The 22,529-nt window shown below is 45.5% G+C and carries 27 protein-coding genes; 26 read left to right on the top strand and 1 reads right to left on the bottom strand.

Annotation, left to right across the window (positions count from 1 at the left end; translation table 11 throughout):
- Positions 1–2 precede the first annotated feature (2 nt).
- The 4 genes from OP489_RS02240 to OP489_RS02225 all read left to right on the top strand — a co-directional run bounded on the left by OP489_RS02240 (position 3) and on the right by OP489_RS02225 (position 2,757).
- A complete protein-coding gene (locus tag OP489_RS02240; RefSeq protein ID WP_266162754.1) occupies positions 3–518 on the top strand; it encodes a hypothetical protein in 516 nt (171 codons plus the stop codon).
- 183 nt (positions 519–701) lie between these two features.
- Positions 702–1,436: a DNA-methyltransferase gene (locus tag OP489_RS02235; RefSeq protein ID WP_266162753.1), complete on the top strand. Its 735-nt coding sequence runs from the start codon at positions 702–704 to the stop codon at positions 1,434–1,436.
- A 155-nt stretch (positions 1,437–1,591) separates the two neighbouring features.
- Positions 1,592–1,939 carry a hypothetical protein gene (locus OP489_RS02230; RefSeq protein WP_266162752.1) on the top strand — a complete coding sequence of 116 codons (348 nt, stop codon included), beginning with the start codon at positions 1,592–1,594 and terminating at the stop codon, positions 1,937–1,939.
- Positions 1,940–2,088: 149 nt separating this feature from the next.
- Positions 2,089–2,757, top strand: coding sequence for a hypothetical protein (locus OP489_RS02225; RefSeq protein ID WP_266162751.1), 669 nt, complete (start codon positions 2,089–2,091; stop codon positions 2,755–2,757).
- Here the strand turns inward: OP489_RS02225 and OP489_RS02220 are convergent, their stop codons facing one another.
- Positions 2,758–2,985 (bottom strand): hypothetical protein, encoded by a 228-nt coding sequence (locus tag OP489_RS02220; protein WP_266162750.1) that lies wholly within the window; start codon positions 2,983–2,985, stop codon positions 2,758–2,760.
- 83 nt (positions 2,986–3,068) lie between these two features.
- Here OP489_RS02220 and OP489_RS02215 point away from each other — a divergent pair, with 83 nt between their 5' ends.
- From OP489_RS02215 to OP489_RS02110, 22 genes are all read left to right on the top strand, one after another.
- The gene (locus OP489_RS02215) at positions 3,069–3,524 is read left to right on the top strand and encodes a terminase small subunit (protein ID WP_266162749.1); all 456 of its coding nucleotides are present in this window, start codon (positions 3,069–3,071) and stop codon (positions 3,522–3,524) included.
- On the top strand, positions 3,521–4,744 hold the full coding sequence (locus tag OP489_RS02210; RefSeq protein ID WP_266162748.1) for a PBSX family phage terminase large subunit: 1,224 nt from the start codon (positions 3,521–3,523) through the stop codon (positions 4,742–4,744). Before OP489_RS02215 ends, OP489_RS02210 begins: the two co-directional genes overlap by 4 nt.
- 38 nt (positions 4,745–4,782) lie before the next feature.
- Positions 4,783–6,168, top strand: coding sequence for a capsid protein (locus OP489_RS02205; protein WP_266162747.1), 1,386 nt, complete (start codon positions 4,783–4,785; stop codon positions 6,166–6,168).
- Positions 6,155–7,846 carry a phage minor capsid protein gene (locus OP489_RS02200; RefSeq protein ID WP_266162746.1) on the top strand — a complete coding sequence of 564 codons (1,692 nt, stop codon included), beginning with the start codon at positions 6,155–6,157 and terminating at the stop codon, positions 7,844–7,846. The genes OP489_RS02205 and OP489_RS02200 overlap by 14 nt, the downstream gene beginning before the upstream one ends.
- Positions 7,847–7,849: 3 nt before the next feature.
- The gene (locus OP489_RS02195) at positions 7,850–8,083 is read left to right on the top strand and encodes a hypothetical protein (protein WP_266162745.1); all 234 of its coding nucleotides are present in this window, start codon (positions 7,850–7,852) and stop codon (positions 8,081–8,083) included.
- Between the two features lie 205 nt (positions 8,084–8,288).
- Positions 8,289–8,816 carry a phage scaffolding protein gene (locus OP489_RS02190; RefSeq protein ID WP_266162744.1) on the top strand — a complete coding sequence of 176 codons (528 nt, stop codon included), beginning with the start codon at positions 8,289–8,291 and terminating at the stop codon, positions 8,814–8,816.
- Positions 8,817–8,819: 3 nt separating this feature from the next.
- The gene (locus OP489_RS02185; protein WP_266162743.1) at positions 8,820–9,992 is read left to right on the top strand and encodes a phage major capsid protein; all 1,173 of its coding nucleotides are present in this window, start codon (positions 8,820–8,822) and stop codon (positions 9,990–9,992) included.
- An 18-nt stretch (positions 9,993–10,010) separates the two neighbouring features.
- Positions 10,011–10,391, top strand: coding sequence for a hypothetical protein (locus OP489_RS02180; protein WP_266162742.1), 381 nt, complete (start codon positions 10,011–10,013; stop codon positions 10,389–10,391).
- A 1-nt stretch (position 10,392) separates the two neighbouring features.
- Positions 10,393–10,734, top strand: coding sequence for a DUF6751 family protein (locus OP489_RS02175; RefSeq protein ID WP_266162741.1), 342 nt, complete (start codon positions 10,393–10,395; stop codon positions 10,732–10,734).
- A complete protein-coding gene (locus tag OP489_RS02170) occupies positions 10,734–11,069 on the top strand; it encodes a minor capsid protein (protein WP_266162740.1) in 336 nt (111 codons plus the stop codon). Before OP489_RS02175 ends, OP489_RS02170 begins: the two co-directional genes overlap by 1 nt.
- Entirely contained in the window at positions 11,066–11,497 is a 432-nt protein-coding gene (locus OP489_RS02165; RefSeq protein WP_266162739.1) for a hypothetical protein, read from the top strand. The genes OP489_RS02170 and OP489_RS02165 overlap by 4 nt, the downstream gene beginning before the upstream one ends.
- A gap of 1 nt (position 11,498) precedes the next feature.
- A complete protein-coding gene (locus OP489_RS02160) occupies positions 11,499–12,017 on the top strand; it encodes a hypothetical protein (protein ID WP_266162738.1) in 519 nt (172 codons plus the stop codon).
- Between the two features lie 17 nt (positions 12,018–12,034).
- Positions 12,035–12,499, top strand: a complete 465-nt coding sequence (locus OP489_RS02155) for a DUF6673 family protein (RefSeq protein WP_266162737.1) — start codon at positions 12,035–12,037, stop codon at positions 12,497–12,499.
- A complete protein-coding gene (locus tag OP489_RS02150; RefSeq protein WP_266162736.1) occupies positions 12,496–13,086 on the top strand; it encodes a bacteriophage Gp15 family protein in 591 nt (196 codons plus the stop codon). Before OP489_RS02155 ends, OP489_RS02150 begins: the two co-directional genes overlap by 4 nt.
- A 57-nt stretch (positions 13,087–13,143) precedes the next feature.
- On the top strand, positions 13,144–16,659 hold the full coding sequence (locus OP489_RS02145; RefSeq protein WP_266162735.1) for a tape measure protein: 3,516 nt from the start codon (positions 13,144–13,146) through the stop codon (positions 16,657–16,659).
- Positions 16,652–17,512, top strand: a complete 861-nt coding sequence (locus OP489_RS02140) for a phage distal tail protein (protein ID WP_266162734.1) — start codon at positions 16,652–16,654, stop codon at positions 17,510–17,512. The genes OP489_RS02145 and OP489_RS02140 overlap by 8 nt, the downstream gene beginning before the upstream one ends.
- Positions 17,513–17,515: 3 nt before the next feature.
- On the top strand, positions 17,516–19,072 hold the full coding sequence (locus OP489_RS02135) for a siphovirus ReqiPepy6 Gp37-like family protein (RefSeq protein WP_266162733.1): 1,557 nt from the start codon (positions 17,516–17,518) through the stop codon (positions 19,070–19,072).
- A 16-nt stretch (positions 19,073–19,088) separates the two neighbouring features.
- Positions 19,089–19,448, top strand: a complete 360-nt coding sequence (locus OP489_RS02130) for a hypothetical protein (protein WP_266162732.1) — start codon at positions 19,089–19,091, stop codon at positions 19,446–19,448.
- Positions 19,448–19,582, top strand: coding sequence for a hypothetical protein (locus tag OP489_RS02125; protein ID WP_266162731.1), 135 nt, complete (start codon positions 19,448–19,450; stop codon positions 19,580–19,582). Before OP489_RS02130 ends, OP489_RS02125 begins: the two co-directional genes overlap by 1 nt.
- The gene (locus tag OP489_RS02120; protein WP_266162730.1) at positions 19,582–20,559 is read left to right on the top strand and encodes a hypothetical protein; all 978 of its coding nucleotides are present in this window, start codon (positions 19,582–19,584) and stop codon (positions 20,557–20,559) included. The genes OP489_RS02125 and OP489_RS02120 overlap by 1 nt, the downstream gene beginning before the upstream one ends.
- Positions 20,560–20,574: 15 nt before the next feature.
- Positions 20,575–21,456 (top strand): hypothetical protein, encoded by an 882-nt coding sequence (locus OP489_RS02115; protein WP_266162729.1) that lies wholly within the window; start codon positions 20,575–20,577, stop codon positions 21,454–21,456.
- A 14-nt stretch (positions 21,457–21,470) separates the two neighbouring features.
- A complete protein-coding gene (locus tag OP489_RS02110; protein WP_266162728.1) occupies positions 21,471–22,526 on the top strand; it encodes a GH25 family lysozyme in 1,056 nt (351 codons plus the stop codon).
- The last annotated feature ends 3 nt before the right edge of the window (positions 22,527–22,529 follow it).

The following is a 22,529-nucleotide window of genomic DNA, read 5'->3' as shown; positions in this document are numbered from 1 at the left end:
GAATGGAACCAATGACGCCAGATCAGATCAAGAAACTTTTGCAGAAATATTACGACATTCCTCAAATGATTGATGAAGAATTGGCAACGATCAGGCACTGTCAGGAAGAGCGCGGAAAGTTTTCTCTTTCCTCCCCCATCCTCTCTGGGTTACCAACTGGAAAAGGCAGCACCAGCGATCAAACCGCAAACGCAGCCATGCGGGATAATACCGTCTATTTTGACCGGCAGATTGAATCCTGTCAAAAGCGCATCTCTCGCCTACAGGAACAGCGTGACTGGTGCCGAGTGGCATTAGGGACATTGGGACGAGCTGAACGAAGGATTCTAGAGTTGGCATATATGGGTCCGAAAGATCGGCGTCAGCGTGAAAAGTGGAGTGGGCGTCGTCCAGCATGGAAAGAAATTGCCGCCGATACAGAATACTGTGACGCCGGATGGGTCAGTCAAAAAGCAGATTCTCTTTTAAAAGAGTTGTCTGATTTATCTCCGCAAGAGGTCTTTAGCTGGATAAACTGAAAACACTCCCAATTTCTCGACATTTCTCTTTATGACTCAAAGCTTCTCATGATCACTCCGGCATCAATGTGTGCTAACATATAATTACGGAATTTCGCAGAGAGGGGCTTTTAAAAGAAGCTCCTTTTTCTATACCGTTTTTAGTGCAGGCCATGCGGGTCTCTGACAAAAAGGAGATTACACATGGAAAACTATATCAATCATATTTTTAACGAAGACTGCATTGCCGGAATGCACCGGCTGCCCGATCACAGTGTAGACATGATTCTCACCGATCTCCCGTATGGGATCACGGGGTGTCGCTGGGACAGCCTTTTGCCGTTTGATCAACTATGGGAACAATATCTCAGAGTCATCAAAGATCACGGTGCAATCTGTTTAACCGGATGCCAGCCTTTCACGACGCAGCTTATCAGCAGTCAACCAAAACTTTTTCGGTATTGCTGGTACTGGTACAAAAATCAGCCGACCGGATTCGCCAACGCCAAAAGAATGCCCCTGCGGTGTATTGAAGAAGTGTGTGTATTTTACAAGCACCTTCCCACTTACAATCCACAGGGACTAATTATTTTGGACAAACCAATCAAAAGAAACGGCAAAAAGATTCCCGCCCATGGAGACTCTGTTTACCGCATGGACAACAGTCTATCCCATGACACAGAAACCTGCTTCGTACATTATCCGCGTCAGCTATTGGAAATCAAGTGCGAGCGCGGCCTACATCCAACCCAAAAGCCGGTAGCGCTATTTGACTACCTGATTCAAACTTACACGAACCCGGGCGAACTCGTCCTCGACAGCTGCTGCGGAAGCGGAACGACTGCGGTCGCATGCAAACAATCCCAGCGAAATTATGTGTGCTGGGAATTTGACCGGCAGTATTACCAAACAGCTATAAACCGATTACAAGACAAATAGTCTTTTTCCTACCCCCTAAAGCACCTGGTCAATAAGCTAGGTGCTTTTACTTTACAAAGTCTGCAACCATTTTTGTTGCATTATGTAGAAATATAGGATCTCTCTTTACTTTTTCAATAATTGGAAATATTATGAAAGGAAAAAGGAGAAAAAGCATGAAAATACTAATTCATGGTAAAACGGTTACGGAATGGAATAATTGCTGGAAACCGATAGGTATTTTGGATAGCGCAGATTTATCAAAATTAAAAGGTGTTTTTGGACTTTACAGATTCAAGGATCCTAAAGGGAACGTAATTTGCTTTGGTTGTGCAACTGAGTCCGGCAGAGGCTTGGAAAAGCGAATTACCGATTTCCGTCGTTCAAGCAATAGTGCAAGGGATTATAAAAATGGCAAATATATATATGATCACAGAGACATCGTGTCTACGGAGGTTATTTGTATCGGAGCCACTCAAGATGCCCAAGAGATAACATCGGAATTAAAGGAAGCAATGAAATAATTAACAGACTGTACAAATAATGTTTCAAGCGCCCTCCCCTTTGGTGGCTGGCACCATTTTTATACTCAAAAATTGACACTCACTTTTATGCGAATTTATTCTTGAATTTCGTCTATATAATGGATATTATGTAAAAAGGGGATAAGAAAATGTTAGACGAAAAAGTTAGAAAAGCGGTTGTAAATTATTGTAATTTGGATATTATACCCAATAAAACCTCAAGAGACGAATTTGACTATCCATCACAATGGTTTGAAAACTATTTTAGTTTTCTGCATGATACTAATATAGTAAAGCATTTAGGGGAAGCTTTTTATCAAGCTCGTTTTATGTATAAAATTATGAGCGGACTTAGGTTATCAAAGGCTAAGTATTATGCTATTTTAAAATTTCAAATTATACAGTACGCTTCCATATATGAAGCAATCCTCGAATATACGATTGAAAAATATTTTAAAAATGATTTTCAAAAAAAGTATCTGCGAACAGAGTACCATTTAAACAAGTCTATAATGCAAGTATTGAAAGTCACATATAAATCGCAGAACTATCTGCCATGTACTAAAAAAATGGTCAAAAAGCCAATAAAGTTAGAAACAATAGATCTTAAGACGGATTTTGCCGTCAGTAAAGGCATAATTTCACAAAATACAAAAGACAAAATCGTTAGTTTATATCGTTTGAGAAATAATGTCCATATTTTAAAAGCCTATGAAACTAATTACAGGCCAAAAATCAAAGAGGCAATTGATGCCTTTAAAATTATGGAACCATTTATAGATGAAGTTAAAAGTTTTTATAATACAACAGTCAAATAGCTAAAAATGGATTTGTTTTTGGACGACCTTCAGGCCGTCCTTTTTTATACTCATTTTTAAGGAGGTGGCACCATGCTGCCATGTGATCGTTGTCCGCAGAATAACACTATAAAGACCGGCATTCCAGCGTGTGCCCTCCCCTATTGCCCGCTGGATCCGCATCACCGGATCGACCTCGATAAGCAGATACGCAATCTTGAGTGTCTTCCCCATCGTTCTATCCAGCAAGAGGCTGATCTTCGTCGCCTTCGGGCACAATGGGCTACTGACTTGATGCTGATTGGTCAGCGCCCTCCGGGTGGTGGTCCTGAATGAAATCTGTTGGACGTCCTAGAAAATATAAAAATGCCACAGAAATGCAGGAAGCGATTGATCAGTATTTTAAGGAATGCCAAGGTGCACCTCTAATTGACTTAAAAACAGGAAATCCCGTTCTTAATAAATTCGGCTATCCTATCATTTTAAACAGAAAGCCCCCCACTGTAACAGGCTTAGCGCTTGCTTTAGGATTCAATTCCAGGCAGGCGCTTCTTAATTACCAAGCAAGGAGTAAAGCATTTAATGACACGCTTACGCGCGCAAAGTCCAGATGCGAAGAATACGCGGAAGCAAGGCTCTACGATAAAGACGGAAGCAATGGTGCAAAGTTCAGCCTTGCAAACAATTTTAAGGGCTGGTCTGAACATCCAGAAGCACAGCAGTCTACCGTTGCCGTCGAAGATGATCCAATTACAAAATCACTGAAGGAGGAGTTCGAGAAAAAATGAGTTTTTCTGAAAAGCAAAAGCAAATTCTCACTTTCCCTTACTCTGAATATTCTGCGCTTATTTGTGATGGCGCCGTTCGTGCCGGCAAGACCTGCGTGATGTCTTTATCATTTGTCCTTTGGGCAATGGGCAGCTTTAACGGACAGAATTTTGGAATCTGCGGCAAAACCGTCGTTTCGGCAGAACGCAACATTATCCGCCCACTAATGGGAATTCGCTATCTACAGCAGCAATTCAAAATTCACTTTGCGAATCATGTGCTTACTGTTTCCCGTGGAAATAAAAGCAATCATTTTTATATTTTCGGAGGAAAAGACGAATCCAGCTATCAGCTGATTCAAGGCATCACATTAGCCGGAGTGCTGCTGGATGAAGTGGCCTTAATGCCTGAATCATTTGTGAATCAGGCGCTTGCCCGCTGCAGTGTGGACGGTTCAAAATACTGGTTCAACTGTAACCCGGAAGGGCCACAGCACTGGTTCTATCAAGACTGGGTGCTGCATCCCGAAAAACATAACGCCCTGCACCTGCATTTCCTGCTGGACGATAATCCCTCATTGAGCGAAGAAAAAAAGCAGGAGTATTACAGCAGTTATACCGGCGTCTTTTATGATCGCTATATTCTCGGCCTGTGGGTTGTTGCCGAAGGTAGAGTTTATCCTATGTTCACTGATAGTCCAGACTCTTTTATTCGGCACGGATCACTCGCCGGTATGGATGGGCAATGGTTTGTCAGTATCGATTATGGTACTCTCAATCCCTGTAGTATGGGACTATGGTGCGTACAGGATCACAAAGCTACCCGAGTAAAAGAATGGTACCATGACGGGCGCAAAGAAGGCCAGTGGACAGATGAGGAATACTACGAAGCTCTCGAAAAACTGGCCGCTGGGTATTACATACGAAAAGTTATTGTTGATCCTTCGGCCGCATCATTTCTTGAATGCATCCGGAGACATCGAAAGTTCAGTGTTTGGGCTGCAGATAATGACGTTCTTGACGGTATCAGAGTAACTTCTTCCCTGCTCCACGCAGGCATGCTGCAGTTTCACGAATCCTGTAAAGATATTATCCGGGAATTTGGACTATACCGATGGGATGAAAAGCAAAACTCAGATACAGTTATCAAAGAAAACGATCACGCCATGGATGATATGCGGTACTTCTGCTATACCGTTTTAGCACGTGAGTTCCGTTGGGCTGACTGGAAAGCGAGGTGATTTAAATGTTCAAAAAGTTATTGAAATGGATTAGATCAATGCTCAATCAGATATTTGATCAAAATACCGAGCAAGACGTGATGATGTCTGAAAAGATGAGTGCAGCCATTGATCTTTGGGCGCGAATGTATGAAGATGGTGGTCCCTGGTGCAACGAAAAGACAGGACTGCACAGCTGCAAATTGCCCGTCATTATCTCTTCTGAATTTGCCAGGCTGGTTACGTTGGAGATGGAAGTTGATATAACCGGATCTCCGCGTGCGGACTTTCTGCAGGAACAGATTAAAAACTTTCTAATTGATATCCGCGCTTATATAGAATTTGGATGCGCCCTGGGCGGCATTGTATTTAAACCATATGTGAGTAATAACCAGATTGTAATTGATTCAGTGCAGGGGGACGACTTCTTTCCTACCTCATTTGACACTTCTGGGAAAATGACCGGCTGTGTATTTGTTGAGCAAATCAAGCGTAAAAACAATATCTTTACCCGTGCAGAGCATCATGAATACTCAAACGGAACCTATACCATTCAAAACCGAGCGTTCCAAAGTCATTCTTCCGAATCCATCGGAACTCCTATTGCCCTGTCCGACGTGCCGGAATGGGCGCAGCTTACACCGGATATGCAAATTAAAGAGGTTGATCGTCCTCTGTTTGCTTATTTCCGAGTACCGCAGGCAAACCGTCAGGACCGGCATTCACCACTTGGGACTTCAGTCTTTGCGGATGCCGTCGATACCATACACAACTTTGATGAGCAGTATGGAAGATATCTCTGGGAGTTTAAAGGCGGCGAACTGGCTATTGATGCGGCAGATGATTTACTGCAGACCCAATTAGACGGCACCATTAAAATGCCGGAACGCGATAAGCGTCTTTACCGTGGACACAGCGTTCGTGCACAGGATCAGTCATTCTATGAAATCTTTGCACCTCAACTGCGAGACGAAAGTCTTGCACGCGGCATGAATACTATGCTGAAACAGATTGAAATGCAGTGCGGGCTTGCTTATGGAACTCTATCCGATCCGCAGGACGTTGCTAAAACTGCAACAGAAATTCAGGCATCAAAGCAGCGCAGCTTCTCCACTGTACGGGATATTCAGAAGTCCCTGCAAAGCGCTCTGGACGATCTTATTTATTCCATGGATAAACTTGCGACGCTGTATCAATTAGCGCCGCAGGGAAGTTACCAAACTGCCTATGATTGGGATGACAGTATCGTCAACGATCCACAGCAGCGCAAGCAAATGTACTGGCAGTATGTTACTGCTGGGAAATTCCCGTTCTGGCGCTATTTGGTTGAGTTTGAACACTATACCGAAAAGGATGCCAAAGAGATTGCGAATGAAGCTGCCAGCAGTCTAAGTAATCCGTTTGATTTTAAACAACAGTCTGGTGATAACAATGCTGCCACCTGAATATCTTGAACACGTCACGGATGATATTGTTGATTTGTACAGTCAGCTTGATCAGATCATCATCCGTGATATTGTGCGGCGCATCATGAAAGCCGGACGCATTACAGACACAGCGGCATGGCAGATTGATAGAGTACAGGACTCCGGCCTTCTTTACAATGAGGTAATCGCCGAAGTTTCAAAATTCAGCGGAGCTTCAGAATCACAAGTCCGCGCGTTATTCGAAGACTTTGGAGTGGAAGCGATCAACTACGATCGTACCATTTACATAGCAGCCGGCCTTTCTCCTCCTCCGCTTGCCATGTCACCCACAGCACAGCAGGTATTGAATGCTGGTCTTCGCAAGACAAGCGGATATCTGCAGAACCTAACTCAGACGACCGCCAGCGGCGCACAGCAAGCTTATATCCATGCCGCAACAATTGCAGAAATGCAGGTTGACAGCGGCGCTTTTGATTACACGACAGCGATCCGCAACGCAGTACGTTCTGCTATTGAAGGCGGGAACTGGATCACGTATCCTACCGGCCATCACGACCGTTTGGACGTTGCAACCCGCCGCGCTGTGATGACCGGCGTCAATCAAACATCGGCACAGGTAAGTCTTGCTTATGCCGATGACATGGGATGCGATCTCGTGGAAACGACGGCGCATATTGGTGCACGCCCGGAACATGCTGTCTGGCAGGGTAAAGTATTCAGCCGATCGGGAAACAATCGGAAATACCCTGACTTTGTGGAAAACACACGGTATGGATATGGAGACGGCCTTTGTGGATGGAACTGCCGGCACAACTTTTACCCATATTTTGAAGGAATATCCGAAAGTGCTTATCCAAAGCAAAAGCTGGATGAATACAAGAACAAGACCGTCGAATATCAGGGCGAAAAAATGAGCTATTACGATGCTACCCAACGGCAGCGGGCAATGGAACGCGCCGTTCGTGACAGCAAGCGGCAGGCAGCCGGATATGATGAGGCAGTAAAGTCCGCAAAAGATGAAGCCACTGCAAAAGCCATGAAGCAGGAGTTTAACTCTGCAGCGGTAAAACTCAAACAGCAGGAATCAATCTTGAAAGATTTTACGCAGAAGACAGGACTCGAACGCCAGCGAAACCTGGAACAGGTATTTGGATTCGGACGGAGTACGGCACAAAAAGCTGTATATGTCAATAAAAAAGAATTCCAAAAATACGCATCTTTTTTAGGTTCACCAACTCTCTCTAAAACCGTTGAAGATTTTCAAAAATTGAGATATAATGAACCTGAAAAATGGAAAGTTATTAAAAACCAGTTCAAAGAAAAAGTTATAAATAGTGACTTTAGTGAATTAACTGATTTTGTTGAATCCCTTGACAATGTCACTGTTCGCAAGTGGTATATTGCTCATGATAAAAAAATACCTGAAATCGTCGATAAAAGTCTTTCACTCGAGGGGCAAGCAAGGCAAGCCTGCGAATTGCGAAATAGATATAGAACTCAGGCAAGAGATTTAATGCGGGATCAAAAGACGAGAAAAGCATTGGATATTGAACATTCAAATAAAAGCTTTGAAGAGACAGTCCAAGATAAAATGAAGAGAAAAGGAATTAGCAGAGATGAAGCCTTAGCGGATATTGTTAAGACATCAGCTAAACCTAACAAAACAGTTAATAAGCAGCTAGGATTGGAGGAATAGAGTATGTGCGACTATAATATTTGCAATAGAGCAGATGAAAACATTTTTTATAAACAATGTTTAGCAATTGAAAAGCACATTCCTAACCTTGATAAAGATTCATTATTGACCGATGTAGACAACTCACTAATTCAAATCTATAGAAGCGGAAAAAGTACAATTCGAGTTTATAATGACGTCTCAATAGATGCTGTTTATGTTAAATCTGATATTCCATTAGAGCCATTTTTTAAATAAATGTTTAAACCGCCCGGCGTATTGCTCGGCGGTATTTTTATGCTCAATTTTAGAAACAGGCAGCCTTTTTTGAGGGCTGCTTTTTTCATACCTTTAATTTTTGGACAATCTGCAGCCCTAATAAAGCAGAGCATGAAAGCAATAATCGAGTGCCAGCGACCACTTAAAACGCCTAGTTATTGCTTTTATGAGGAAAGGACAAATTATGAAAACAGAAGAACTCACATCTATTGGTTTAACTGACGAACAGGCCTCTCAAGTAATGGTTCTGCATGGAAAAGATATCACGAAACTGCAGAATTCCGTCGGCACACTCACAACTGAGCGTGATAACTACAAAACGCAGCTGGATACTGCCAACGGAAAATTGACCGGTTATGATCCGGAGTGGAAAACAAAGTCCGACACGGCCGCAGAAAACGCTCAAAAACAGGTCGATGCTCTAAAATTCGACTACGCTTTGAGCGATGCGCTAAAATCGGCAAAAGCCAAGGACGTAACCGGAGTAAAAGCACACCTTAAGACAGATGCGCTGAAACTTGACGGTGACACGATTCTCGGACTCAAAGAACAGCTTGATAATGTCAAAAATGATTATGGATTTCTTTTTGAGTCTGACGAAAAACCACCACAATTTTCAGCACGCACTCCCGGTCCCAATACTGGGACACTCACAGATCATGAAAAAGCAAATGCCGCCCTGCGAGAAGCTCTGGGCGGCGGAAAGGAATAACATATGATTACAAGAGAACAGGCTTCTGCATTAATTCAGGAGCAGCTTACACAGACCATTTTTCAGGACGTTCCAAAACAGTCCTCGGTACTGCCGCTTATGCGCAAAATGCCGAACATGACCAGCAAACAGACTAAAATTCCAGTTCTCGATATGCTGCCTATGGCATATTGGGTTAATGGAGACAACGGTTTTAAGCAGACCAGCATGCAGGCATGGGACAATGTTTACATGACTGCCGCAGAACTGGCCGTCATTGTTCCTATCCCGGAAGCAGTCCTCGACGATTCCAGTTACGACATCATGGGCGAAGTTACCCCACGTGTCAATGAAGCTATGGGACTGCGGATTGATCAGGCAATCGCTTTCGGCATCAACCGCCCGGACGAATGGCAGACCGATATTATCACCCGCGCACGCAATGCCGGGAATAACGTTTCCGGCGGTATTACATACGACTCTTTACTCGGAACCGGCGGTCTGATTTCCAAAGTTGAAGATACCGGACATATGGTCAATGGAATTATCGCTTCCGTTAAGACTCGTTCTGCTCTGCGCGGAATCAAAGATACAACTGGACATCCGTTGTTTATGAGCGACATGAAAGCGGCAACTCCTTACACGCTGGACGGCACACCAATTTCTTTCCCTGTAAACGGGAGTTTTGATAATTCCGTTGCACTCATGGTCGCCGGCGACTGGTCTCAGGCCGTTTACGCAATGCGGCAAGACATCACTGTTAAAATTCTCGATCAGGGCGTTATCCAGGATCCTGCCACAAAAGAAATTGTCTATAACCTTGCGCAGCAGGACATGATTGCCCTGCGTGTGGTGATGCGTCTCGGCTGGGCTTTGCCAAATTATGCAACCCGTTTGGACAGCGATCGTCTCGCCGTACCGTTCGCTTATATAGAGCCGTCTACTGCTTTTACTGATCAAAAGGTAACTTTAACGGTTAAGGACAACGCAGAAACGCCTGCAGCAGTTTCCGGTGCAACAGTAGATGTTGACGGTGCACGTGCAAAGACGGATGACAGCGGTAAAGCTGTGTACAACCTGCGCGCCGGCACTTATCCTGTAACGGTCAAGAAGTCCGGATACCGCACTGTAAGTGATACCATCACAGTCGCGGGTACGGCTGTTACAAAAGATATTACTCTACCTGCAAACGCCTAATTTTAAGGAGGAAAATACATGTATGCAGATTTTGCTTACTATCAGGGGACCTACCATGGTTCCCTCGTATCGGAAGCCGATTGGCCGACTATTGAGAGAGAAGCCGAAGGGTACGTTAACCTACTGACTTACTGGCGGTTAAAGTGGAACCATACGGAAGATATTCCCGATGAAGTAAAACTGGCAGTCTGTGCAGTCGCCAATGTCGTACTGAATGAACATGCGGCAGCTAAAAAGGCCGCATCCCATGAGGATATCAAATCATACAGCAATGACGGCTACAGCGAAACCTATGAATCCATGCAGATTGTTAAAAGCCAGTATGCAGCACAGAAAGAGGATGCAGTAAATCTGTACCTTCCTCTTTCCCACCCTCTGCGCTATGCGGGGGTGGACTGATATGCAGATGGCAAATGAAACGGTCACTTATTATCACTTGGATGATGACGGAAACGCCGTATCCCGCACTGTAATTTCCGGCGCGTCTTGGTACGCTCATACGGTAGCAACGGTTTCAAACAAAAGCGTTTCCCTGGGGAAAGTGATTCAATGCCGAATTCCAGTAGAAAACACCCGCTGCTTTTCACCACACGAAGACGATATGCTGGTTCTCGGTGATTGTGACGCCCCTATCGGAACAAATGACGCCGATCTGAGGGGCACTTATAATGCTGTGACAATTTCGGCCGTACATGATAATCGGCGCGGACAGGGCGCACACTGGAAGCTGGAGGCGGTCTAATGGGAACATCCGTTAAAATTCAACTCGATTCAGTTGAGACGATTCTTGCGAGACGTTATTTAAATAATAACGGTCCGGCGCAAAAATTCATGGCTTCTGAAATCAAACGTCTCTGCGATCCATATGTTCCACTTTTACATGGTCCTTTAAAGAACACCGCACAGGTTCAGCAAGACGGTGTCTTATATGTGCAGCCGTACGCCAGGAAGCAATACTACGAAAATAATCGTGATAATGGACAGCGCGGGAAATATTGGGATAAGCGTATGATTGCCGATCACGGCCGGGAACTTCTCAACAGTCTAGCGCATTATGTAGGAGGTCAGCCAAAATGAATTCTATTATAGAGGGCATTCGGGAATTTTTTCTTTCCTGTCCCCTGCTGGACGGAAAAACAATTCGTGTGAACTATCTTGCTCCAAAGCCTGTAGAATACACGATTGACGAAGTTCCATGTGAGCCTGTTGTCAAACAGTATTTTGACGGCAGTTCACGCCGACAAACGCTTTTCATTCTAGCAAGTAAAGATGCATACAGCAGAGACGCAGTCAAAAACATGGCTGCGTCTCAATTTTTTGAATCTCTCTCCGACTGGATGGAACAGGAAACCGCACTAAATCATCTTCCTTCTCTGCCGGCCGGCTGCACTGCTCAAAGCGTGAAAGCTATCACAAACGGGTATGCCTTTTCTGCGGACGAGCAGAACAAAACACAACGTTATCAAATTCAGTGCAAACTGATTTATTTTAAGGAGGCTTTTTAATATGGATGGAGTTCTTGTAGCAAGAGCAGCAAAGCGCGCTTATTATGGCGTTCCTGCTGCAGGCGGAACCGGAGATCCTGTTTTTCACCGGATGCAGGGATTTACCGATCTAGCTACCAGCAAAAATTCAAAAGAATATAACCGTCAGTATGTAGATGAATCTTTCGAGCAGACTGACGTGACCGGCTATTCCCCGTCCGAATCATACGGTTTTGATCAGTACAAAGGGAACGCCGTACACGACGATATTGTCAAGATCACAGACGACGAACTGATTGGGAATGACGCTATTCGGTCAATCGTCATTGTTGATCTCAGTCATCCCGGAACAGGTGCAAACACCTATGCCGCAATTAAGCGTCCGTTTGCCGTGATTCCCGATTCAGAAGGCGGATCCCTTGATGCCTATACATATAGTGGAAACTTCAAAGTGAAAGGCAGCAAAGAGGAAGGTTTCGCCGTTGTTGACGACGCGGCAAACACCTGTACATTCACTGCCGGTGCAGAAAAAACTGCTTAATTAGGAGGATTTAAACAATGAAAATCAACGGGAAGGAAATCAATCTGGATCTTACCGATCTGCGTGTTTTACGCAATATTGAGGAAGCAAAAAGCACATGTAATGCTGCGCAAAACGAGATAGAAAGCGAAGCCAGGACAGGTAAAATCGACAGTATGCTTGTGCTGATCGAACGCCAGTGCAAAAACCTCTATGACTTCTTCGATACTTTTCTTGGCGCAGGATCTGCTGAAAACATCTTCGGCAGGCCGTATACGGAGGGCAATTTAAAAGACTGTCTCCGCGTATTCTATGAGTTCATTCGAAATTTCGACGCGGAATTACAGGCTCAGGTACAGGGAATCACCAAAACGGTTGAATCCAACAATAAGGCACTGCTGCCCGTTAAACCGGAGGAACCGCCCAAAGCACCCGAAGGACTTCCCCAGTTAACAGCCGAAGACTACGATAAAATGCGCGCCTTGCTTCGGCGCGTGAAATGAGCCTATTGATTGATTCTCTCCCCGATACTGTCAAAATCGGAGGCAAAGCGGTTCCGATTGACACTAATTTTCGAACCTCGATCCGGTATGAACTGCTATTAACAAAGCAGCTTGATCAACTATCAGAAAATGACTTACTTCTAAAAATATTGTCTCTTTTCTTCCCTAATGATATTGAATATGTCACTGAGAATCTACAAGAGACAATCGATGCCCTTATGTGGTTTTACCGCTGCGGAGAGCCTGAATCTGAAGATACCGGAAAAGGAAAAAAGGCTACGGAGATCTATTCATACGAATACGATGCGCCGTACATTTACGCTGCCTTCCTCACTCAGTATGGAATCGATCTTAATTTGATCGACTATCTGCACTGGTGGAAGTTCCGGGCGTTGTTTTCAGGTCTTGGAGAGAATAACGAAATCGTAAAGATCATGTCGATCAGACAAGCGGAGATCACCCGAGATATGCCGAAAGAGCAGGCAAAGCAGCTACGAAAGCTAAAAAGGATCTATCGACTCCCCGACATGCGATCTGCTGAACAGAAAGACGCAGACTTTGCGGACTCGTTTTCTGCGTTATTTTAACTTTTTCCATGCCTTTAACCGGGCATGGATTTTTTATGCCCAAATGGAGGTGATTATTTGGCAGACGGTACAATCAAAATTCTAACGGACCTAGACACGGCCGGGATCAAAAAAGGCTTATCCAATTTGGGCTCTACCGTTAAATCCGGAGTATCCGGGATCACAAAAACAATCAGCGGTATTTCTGCAGCGATCGGCGGGATTTCACTTGGTACCATTATTAAGTACAACGCCCAAATGGAACAGTACCAAACCTCTTTTACAACCATGCTGGGATCCGCCGGCAAAGCACAAAGCATGATTGCAAATCTTAAAGATTTTGCAGATAAAACACCTTTTGAAATGTCTGATCTTTCAAAAGGCGCACAAACGTTACTTGCATTTGGGACTTCCGCAAATGACATCATGCCCGACTTAAAAATGCTGGGTGATATTTCTCAGGGCGATAAAGCAAAATTTGATGGACTAACCTTGGCTTTCTCGCAGATTTCCAGTGCCGGAAAACTTTCCGGTCAAGATTTACTTCAGTGCATCAACGTCGGATTCAACCCGCTGAGTGAGATTTCCAAAAAGACCGGCGAAAGCATGGGCGATCTCCGTAAGCGTATGGAGGCCGGCGGTATTTCTGCGCAGGAAGTCGCAGAGGCGTTCAAATCCGCTACCAGCGAGGGCGGACAGTTCTACGGTGCGATGGAAGCACAAAGCAAAACCTTTAATGGCCAGCTTTCCACCCTGAAAGACAACGTTATGACTCTTCTCGGTGATGTTTCTCAGGGCATGCAGGACACTTTAAAAAACGATTTGCTTCCTACTGCCAGTGGGTGGGTATCTCAGCTTTCCGCTGCATTTAAACATGGAGGAACTACTGAATTAATACCGGCAATCGGTGATGTGTTAGCGCAAGCAATCGCAAAGGCTGCAGGGTATGCTCCTCAATTTCTGCAAACCGGCACCACGGTACTTGTAGCCTTTATCAAAGGTCTTACAAGCAACAGTGATACGATCACGGCATCGGCAATCAGCATTGGGCAGTCCATTCTTTCGGCCCTTACAACCGTTATTCCAGCAGTCGGGCAGGCTGGTCTTGATATGATTACCGCTTTTGCAAAGCAACTATTCGGGTACGATATTGGGCGGGACATTACTCAAGTCGGGAACACCGTAAAATCAGGATTCTCTCAAATTGCCGCATCCGTGCAATCCGCCCTCCCTGGTTTAGGGGTTACCGTCAAAAATGTAATAGCGGATATTTGCAAAATCGTCAATGCTTTATTGCCGGTCGTTTCTTCTGCCGTGTCCTTCCTTGCAGGAAATATTAACAATCTGCTGCCCCTAATTGCATCCGTAGGAGTCGGCTTTAAGACTTGGTCTGCAATCAAAGGCACTACGAAGGATTTATCTTCAGCAGGAAAAGCCGTATCCGAGTTCGTGAAAATCATTGCCAAAATCAAAGACGCCGCTAAAATGTGGGATACTTTTTCGAAAGCACAGGACGCCGCAGCGATCGCAACCTATGCCACTTCTGGCAAAATGACAATCATGCAGGGGATCGTTGGTGTCTTAACTGGCAAAATCACACTTGCGACTGCTGCAACTGCCGCATGGGACGCGGCTTGTGCTGCTCTTGGCGGTCCTCTAGGCGTGGTGATTACCCTAATCGCCGCCGTCGGCGCAGGAATCGCGATTTATTCTGCCACACAGCAAAAAGCTGCCAGCAGTGCAGATTTACTCGCCGACTCCCAGGATAAGCTGGGAGAAGCTTATTCCGGAGTAGCAAAGTATATGAAGGACTATCAAACCGGAGTGGACAGCGCTACAAGTTCCATGGATGGATTTAATGATGCAACCTTAATGGCTTCCGATAAGCAGGTGGAGCTCAAAGATAAAATGAGTTCGATTCAGCAGCAAATATCTCAAATCGCGGCTGATTATTCTGCCGGGCGAATCGATGCAAACAGCGCAGAAGTACAGAGCCTGCAGGATTTATTAAAGCAGATGGAAGACATCACGAATCAGTTTTTGGAACTGCATAAAGGGCGGCAAGATGCTGTAATTGACCAGGCGCAGGCTTTAAAAGACAGCTTTACCGGAACTGCAGACGAATATCAGGCACAATCCGATAGAATGATAAAAGCTGCCGACGAAGAATGCGAAAGCACTAAAAAATACGCCGAAGATGCTTATATGTCAAAAGTGGCGTCAAATAAAAAGGCTGCTGAAACAATGGGAGCAGACGGCGAAGCATGGTTAAAAACTGCAGATGCACAGGCTGCGCAAGAATGTCAGGATGCTGTCTCTGCCGCAGAAAGCAAAAAGGATCAGGTAGGGTCGATTGTAGCTGACGGCTATTCCTCTCGTGCGTCTGCTGCCCAAGACTGGCTCAGCAAACAAGTTGCTATCAATCAACAGGAAGAAGAAGAAAATCAGAAACACACTGATAATCTAGCAGCTATTGACGCCAAATATGACGAATATACACAAGATTATATGAATAAGGGCTATACAAGAAGAGCTGCTGAGGGATATGCAACCGGTAAAATACATCTGGAAGAAGAGCAGGAAAACAATCGTCATAATAATGTTCTTACTGATCTTAATTCCCAATTATCATCCGACTTAGATGCTGAAACAAAAAAACAGCTTGGGACCCTCACTCAGATGGTGGCCGACAGCGGTGGAAAATTTTCCGAAATGGATTCGTCTGCTCAACAAATGGTTGATTCCTTTCTGCTGTCCCTTACAAAGCTGCCCCCCGGCGCACAGGATACCGTGAATAAAGCTTTGGAAGGTATGGGCTTAAAAATTGATGACGGTGTTGGATTGATGTACACCGGTGGCGATAAAGAAGGCCAGGCCTTCCTTGATGGGTGGAGCGCTACAGACGCCCAAGATCGTCAAGCCACTGGGGCAAAAATCGATGGAATGAATCAAACGGCACAATCTAAATCACCCATAACGGTAACAATTGCATCAGAAGTTGATTGGGACAAACTTTCCAATGATTTATGGGCCTTCAACAATTATGTTAAGTCTAACGCTACCAGTCGGATTGTAGTTCAGGGTGAAGTCGTATATGATAATCCGCAAGCCAGAGGAGAGGAAGGTCCACTCTATGTAAGACGAGCAAACGGCGGCGTTACCGGATACGCAAACGGTGGATATCAGATCAGCAAACATGCAGACGGTGCCGTCGGCGTTTTTACACACCGAACTAGGCTTTGGGATCCGGTTACCGGTGTCAATGAGTACGGAGAAAAGGGGCACGAAGCACTTTTACCTTTAAAGCAGTCCGTATATAACGAGATTGCAAAGGGAATTGTGCGGCAGTTCTCCCCTGCAAAGCTTTCCGGTGTTATTACCGCTATGCGGGAATCTGTACGGTCAGAGTCTGCAAACACTTCCGCTGCAGTTGTAGGAGCCGCTGACTATTATCGTATTCCTTCCCGAGGATCAGAAAGCAGCACTCCCAACGTTTCCAGCAATGATACCTTTAATTTCTACGAACCGGTTCCTACCCCACAGGCTCATGCAAGAGCCGTAAAACGCGCAAAGAGGGAATTAGCCTATGATTGATAAAAAGCAGCTCACATTGACACTTAAAAGCAACAATCACACCTTGTCCATGGGTACCGGAACGAACTACGGCATTCTAACCATTGAAGGGATTGAATCTTCTGATATTACCTACAATTTAAAAGCAAACGCCCAATTCGACGGAAGTCAGGAACTCGGATATCGTGTGGAACCACGAGTAGTTGCAATAGAGGCAGAATATCGCGGTAGCGGCGATACGGAATTAATACGTCATCAAATAGAGGATTTCTTTGTAGTACATCATCCCGGTGTATTAACTGTAAATTACTGCGGAACAGAACGTCATATTTCCTATCGGACAACCGTTTTTAAAGATAAGCGAGCGAATCTTTACGATCCGTTCGCTTTTTATTTTGAGCTTACCTGCCCCAACCCCTATTTTATCGGGGATGAGTTTTCAGACAATATCGCCGGGAAAGTGCCGGTACTCTTGACGCCGTTTTCGATTTTCAAGGGAACAAACCTTACTTTGGCATACCGCAAATACAACAATGAACTAACTGTCATAAATCCCGGCGCCGTATCGACCGGACTCGAAATAGAATTCATTGCAACAAACGTCGTAAAGAACCCACGAATAGACAATTTGACAACCGGAGAATTTTTACGAGTAATCGTAGACATGAAAGCCGGAGATCATTTAGTCGTTACGACCGAACACGGAAATAAACGCATTGAGTTAAACGGGGTCAACATCAGTCAGAAAAAAGACCGCACCAGTACCTTCTTTCAGATTTTGGAAGGAGAAAATACGCTTTCTTATACCGCAGATGATGGGTATACCAATTTAGAGGTATATCCCCGCTGGTCTGCAAAATATTTGGGGGTGTAAAGATTGATCGATTTAATTATCTTAAATGCTGATTTCGCAGAGCTCGGTGCGCTCGATGATTTCTCTTCTTTAATCTGGGACCGCAAATATTATGAAACGGGAAATTTTGAACTTCACTGTTCTCCAAAATATTTTCCGCTTTTTATGGGAGCAGAATACATCTGGTCTAAGGGACTGGTTGAAACCGGGATCATTCAAGATGTGTCCTACGATAAAGAGAAACACGACACCATTGTAAAAGGTCATTTCTTAGAGGATATCCTTTGCGGCCGTTTAATTACCGACATCGTCACAGGTACCAAGACACCGGAAGTCTGGGCGCGGGAATGGATCACAAACTACTGCATTACCCCGGCTGACAGCAAGCGAAAAATAGCCAAGCTGTCTCTAGGGGCAATGCACGGTCTCGGAACGCCGGTACCGGTGCAAACCAGAGGGGACGATCTGCTTTCAAAAATCAGAGAGATTGCAACACCGCAGGAATGTGGATTCCGGATTCTGTACGATTATCCTCATGACCAAATGTACGCCGAAATATGGCAGGGGCTTGACCGCACGGAAAATCAAGCCGTTCACTCGCTCGCAGTGTTCTCAGACGAAGAGGAAACATCCTCCCTATCCACTTATACCCGCAGCGCCGGAGATTACCGCAACTTTGCATATGTCGCTGGTGAAGGTGAAGATGCTGACCGTATTATCGTGACCGTTGACCAAACAAACGGCAATCCGAGAAAGGAGCTTTGGGTTGATGCCCGCGATTTACAGCGGGAAAAAGATGATACCGATACCACATACCAAGCAAAACTCATTCAGAGAGGAAAGGAAAAGCTCACCCAATATCCGATTGCGGAATCCGCTGATTTCTCGGTGCTGACTTCCAACACCCTGGTTTACCGTGAAGATTACGATTTGGGCGATCTCGGAACGGTGATCGATCAGGAGACCGGGATTAAATATACTGCCCGAGTGGAGGAAATTGAAGAAGTTTGGGAGAACGGCTCTCATACCGTCACCCCCACACTGGGGAAATCTCCGTCTACCATATTAGGAAAGGTCAAACGCGAGGTAAACGAAGTCGGCAAGAGCGCTGAAACTCCGCAGCTTTCACCAGTTGCGCGTTCCGGAGAATATTCAGACTTAAAAGGAATTCCCACAGGCTATTTAACGAAAGCAGACTTATTAACATATGTTTTTCCAGTCGGTACTTATTATATTTCTTTTAAAAATGTGAGTCCTGCATCTTTTTTAGGCGGTACATGGATGCGGCAGGAAGATGTTTTTCTTTATGGCTCAACTCAAGATGAAATGAAGAATGGAACATATTACGGCGGCAGCAAAACAAAGACCATCTCGCAAGACAATCTACCCAATGTAGGACTCTATACGCACGGATATTATACAGTCGACAATAATCACGATGGCAGCACCGTACAAGTACGAGCCAGAGACTATCTTACAAACGATCCGACTGATTGGATTGGAGCTTTAGGCGGAGGTGGAAAAGCAATGGATATTATGCCTCCATATGTTGGTGTTCATATGTGGAAACGGTTGTCTTAAAAGGAGAATAAAAGTTATGAAAATTTTAGATCAGCATGGCAATGAAATCTTGAATCCAGATTTAGAAAAAGGACACCTGGAACTGGACAAGTTGACAATCCACCATGACGCCGTGACGGCTGTTGCAGAGCAGTCGCATATTGAAGTTATAAAAGAATATGAAAACGGCGGAAAAGATGTTGAAAAAGTTATCGACGTACCGGGAGTATTGGGCTGCGACGCTTATGACACGTACGAGGATATAAAGCGCTATATCCCCTATACCGCTGCCGAACTGGCAGCAATCGAAAAGCAAAAAAGCACGCCGACTATTCCTGATCGACTGGCGGCGGTAGAAGAATTACTGTTGTCCCAGATGATTGGAGGTAATGCGTAATGATGAGTGCGAGCGCCAATTTTTTAATGCTTCAGTATAAACTAGGGCGCGTTACCGTCGATCAGATTCACTCTCTTATTGGGAAAAATCTGACACAGGCGGAAGCCGATGAAATTACAGGGGGTGAAAAATAATGGCACTAAAATACGGAATCTTTCCCGGTATTAAAACAGGAGAAACAACAGACGGACTTCCGATCTCAGACCGTGCTGTTGATGATCAATACTTCGCGCGATATCATTCCATGTTTCTTTCGAACGGTGTTTATGGAAAGACATCTGATAATTTTCAGGTAGTCGCCGGGGACGGCTTAGTTGTGACATTAAAGCCGGGAGATATTTTTATCAACGGCTGGTATGCGTATGATTTGGGAAGCAGCACTTTGACTGTCCCAACCCCCGATGCTACGACGATATACCGCATTGTAGCACAGCTGGATCAAATAGACCGGGATATTCATTTCGAAGTGAAGGCCGGATCGAACGGGGCTGCCCCCGCTTTAGAGCGAACGTCAGACATATATGAACTTTGCCTCGCTGAAATCAGTCTTTCCAGAGGAGTTACAAAAATCACGCAGTCAAATATTCGGGACACCAGGCTGGATACAAATCTCTGCGGCCTTGTAACAGGGGTCATCAATCAGGTAAAAACAGACACTTTACTCTCTCAGATGGAATCATGGTTTGCTGACAAGAAGACAGCAAACGAAGCAGATTTCAAACACTGGTACGATACATTTACCGCACAGTCGGAAAGTAATTTTGATACCTGGTTTGCAGGAATTAAAAACACACTTGGCAGCGATACGGCAGGGCATTTACTGAATCTGATCAATGCCATATCAGACAGCAAAGGTCAGGCAAACGGAATTGCCGGACTGAACAGTAACGGTGTTGTCCCTCTGGAGCAGGGCGGTACCGGGCAGAAGTCACTTCCTGCTTTTCGCAATGCGGCTGGATTAGGCAATACAACCGGTCCGCTGCCAATCGCAAACGGCGGTCACGGATGTAATAACCGTGTAGATGGTCTGCATGCAATGGGGATTAATTGGGGCACCTCGGCAGCGCCTACCACCGCAGCCGCCAACAGCTTTTATATTCAACTATTATGATTGGAAGTGATTTAGGTGGCTGAATGGTATGGCGGCAATAGTGACTACAGTTATTACTGGGGTAGCAGCACAACCCAAGCATACTTATCCGCATATGTCGAAATTATCAGCGAATATACGGCACGAGTTCATGTACATACATCCACTGCCTGTATCAATGGTGGAATGAGTGAATATGGTGTTCATACGCAGTGCGGTGTTGAAAACTACAGCGCGGACGGAGAAGGAATTTACAGCGGAAACGGAAACTGGGTCGGACAAGTAGAAGGTTCCTGGGACTTTAGCCGGGGTTCCAGTGATTATAACGTTACCGTATTCGGAAAATACTGGGGCGATACGGTCAACGGATACGGTCCTGCCGGCAACAACGGCGAAGTCGACGGGACTCTTACAATTCCCGCACGCCCCTATTATCCTGCCGGCGCTCCGTCCGCAAATGTATCTAAAACACAAGTGCCGATCGGAATGGCGATCACGTTATCGTGGAGCAAATCCAGCACACAGGGCAATGCAAACTTTGACCACTTCGAAGTTACCGACGGACTCGGTGCGCGGCTGTACGTTGGATCCGGAACAAGTATTCAGACGGTACCGAGCAAAATACTTGATCAGTATGGCAAAGATAATTACTACAATCGGATAATAGCAGCCAACAAGGACTTTAAAAAAGGCTGGGTTTATTACGCTGTCTGGGAAGTACACGAGTGGTACGGATCTTATCCATCCTCCCCCATTTGCTGGATTGGCGTGGAGGTTAAATCCGGTGTGATCACGGTGTACGACTCAGCCGGCAAAAAACACGTTGGACTCGTGACTGCCTATGATGCAAGTGGAAAGCCCCACTTTGTCTTGATCTCAGCTTACGATTCCAGCGGGAAAAGGCACGATACACAATAAGGAGGATAAAAATCATGAGAGGAATTGACACAAGCGAGCACAATGGGAGAATCACCCGTGATGTGCTGCAAAATGTGGACTTTGTAATAATCAGACTCGGGTTTGGATCTGATATCCAGTCGCAGGACGACAGCGAATTTGAAAATACCGTTGCACTTTGCGAACAAATGGGAAAGCCCTGGGGCGCTTATCTTTACGGATATGCCCTCAACGATAACGACGCCCGAAGTGAGGTAGCTCATGCCCGTCGGATTTTGGCCGGCAGAGTCCCGCCTATGGGTGTTTGGTACGACATGGAGGATGCGGACGGATATAAACGCAACAACGGATTTCCGTCTAATGATCAGCTGCAGTCCATCTGTGATATCTTCTGCAGTGCCATGGAGGCAGATGGAAACTATTCCGGTATTTATGCAAGCCAGTCTTGGATCGATGGCTGTCTTGCCGGCGGCCGGCTTGATCGTTACGACAAGTGGATTGCACAGTGGGCTGACCACTGCACCAGCCCCGCATCTCATCACCTTTGGCAATTTACGGATTGCCTTAACATTTGCGGTCGAAACTTCGACGGCAACGAATCGGACAAGTGTCCTCTTTGGGAAGGCGCTCCCTCTCCTGCCCCGCAGCAGTCGGAGGCATCGGCGGAACAGCCGTCCGGTAATGCACACGGCATCGGTGAGGACGTTGTGTTTTCTACCTGCTATACGTCCAGCACCGCACCAAACAGCAAAGCAATTCTAGCAGAAGATATGCTCAAAAATCATGGCGTCATTACATACATCGCAGAAGGCGCCGCAAACCCATACCTTTTGGACAACGGGATGTGCTGGGTAAACGATGGAGATATCCGCGAACAGTATAGTGACAGCTCTGCTCCTGCAGCTGCTATCGGAATAGGTGACAACGTCAAGGTACAATCCGGCGCTTGCGATTATGACGGAAACAACCTTGCAGACTTTGTGTACCAGACCACCTACAACATTCTAGAACTTTCCGGCGACCGCGCAGTTATTGGCATTGGCGGAGATGTCACGGCCGCTGTAAACATCAACAATCTTTATAGAGCATGAGGA

Origin of the sequence: Caproicibacterium sp. BJN0003 (assembly GCF_026314295.1) — a bacterium.
In the GTDB taxonomy this organism is placed as follows: Bacteria; Bacillota; Clostridia; order Oscillospirales; family Acutalibacteraceae; genus Caproicibacterium.
Note: the sequence above shows the minus strand (reverse complement) of the source record. Positions and strands in the feature narration are given on the sequence as shown.

What these genes read in the sequence shown, in the direction of transcription:
- OP489_RS02125 (WP_266162731.1), top strand. Translation starts at nt 19,448, where the DNA reads ATGATGAGTGCGAGCGCCAATTTTTTAATGCTTCAGTATAAACTAGGG.
- OP489_RS02110 (WP_266162728.1), top strand. Translation starts at nt 21,471, where the DNA reads ATGAGAGGAATTGACACAAGCGAGCACAATGGGAGAATCACCCGTGAT.
- OP489_RS02140 (WP_266162734.1), top strand. Translation starts at nt 16,652, where the DNA reads ATGATTGATAAAAAGCAGCTCACATTGACACTTAAAAGCAACAATCAC.
- OP489_RS02180 (WP_266162742.1), top strand. Translation starts at nt 10,011, where the DNA reads ATGTATGCAGATTTTGCTTACTATCAGGGGACCTACCATGGTTCCCTC.
- OP489_RS02230 (WP_266162752.1), top strand. Translation starts at nt 1,592, where the DNA reads ATGAAAATACTAATTCATGGTAAAACGGTTACGGAATGGAATAATTGC.
- OP489_RS02120 (WP_266162730.1), top strand. Translation starts at nt 19,582, where the DNA reads ATGGCACTAAAATACGGAATCTTTCCCGGTATTAAAACAGGAGAAACA.
- OP489_RS02235 (WP_266162753.1), top strand. Translation starts at nt 702, where the DNA reads ATGGAAAACTATATCAATCATATTTTTAACGAAGACTGCATTGCCGGA.
- OP489_RS02200 (WP_266162746.1), top strand. Translation starts at nt 6,155, where the DNA reads ATGCTGCCACCTGAATATCTTGAACACGTCACGGATGATATTGTTGAT.
- OP489_RS02165 (WP_266162739.1), top strand. Translation starts at nt 11,066, where the DNA reads ATGAATTCTATTATAGAGGGCATTCGGGAATTTTTTCTTTCCTGTCCC.
- OP489_RS02170 (WP_266162740.1), top strand. Translation starts at nt 10,734, where the DNA reads ATGGGAACATCCGTTAAAATTCAACTCGATTCAGTTGAGACGATTCTT.
- OP489_RS02130 (WP_266162732.1), top strand. Translation starts at nt 19,089, where the DNA reads ATGAAAATTTTAGATCAGCATGGCAATGAAATCTTGAATCCAGATTTA.
- OP489_RS02240 (WP_266162754.1), top strand. Translation starts at nt 3, where the DNA reads ATGGAACCAATGACGCCAGATCAGATCAAGAAACTTTTGCAGAAATAT.
- OP489_RS02190 (WP_266162744.1), top strand. Translation starts at nt 8,289, where the DNA reads ATGAAAACAGAAGAACTCACATCTATTGGTTTAACTGACGAACAGGCC.
- OP489_RS02160 (WP_266162738.1), top strand. Translation starts at nt 11,499, where the DNA reads ATGGATGGAGTTCTTGTAGCAAGAGCAGCAAAGCGCGCTTATTATGGC.
- OP489_RS02175 (WP_266162741.1), top strand. Translation starts at nt 10,393, where the DNA reads ATGCAGATGGCAAATGAAACGGTCACTTATTATCACTTGGATGATGAC.
- OP489_RS02155 (WP_266162737.1), top strand. Translation starts at nt 12,035, where the DNA reads ATGAAAATCAACGGGAAGGAAATCAATCTGGATCTTACCGATCTGCGT.
- OP489_RS02215 (WP_266162749.1), top strand. Translation starts at nt 3,069, where the DNA reads ATGAAATCTGTTGGACGTCCTAGAAAATATAAAAATGCCACAGAAATG.
- OP489_RS02205 (WP_266162747.1), top strand. Translation starts at nt 4,783, where the DNA reads ATGCTCAATCAGATATTTGATCAAAATACCGAGCAAGACGTGATGATG.
- OP489_RS02225 (WP_266162751.1), top strand. Translation starts at nt 2,089, where the DNA reads ATGTTAGACGAAAAAGTTAGAAAAGCGGTTGTAAATTATTGTAATTTG.
- OP489_RS02185 (WP_266162743.1), top strand. Translation starts at nt 8,820, where the DNA reads ATGATTACAAGAGAACAGGCTTCTGCATTAATTCAGGAGCAGCTTACA.
- OP489_RS02195 (WP_266162745.1), top strand. Translation starts at nt 7,850, where the DNA reads ATGTGCGACTATAATATTTGCAATAGAGCAGATGAAAACATTTTTTAT.
- OP489_RS02150 (WP_266162736.1), top strand. Translation starts at nt 12,496, where the DNA reads ATGAGCCTATTGATTGATTCTCTCCCCGATACTGTCAAAATCGGAGGC.
- OP489_RS02210 (WP_266162748.1), top strand. Translation starts at nt 3,521, where the DNA reads ATGAGTTTTTCTGAAAAGCAAAAGCAAATTCTCACTTTCCCTTACTCT.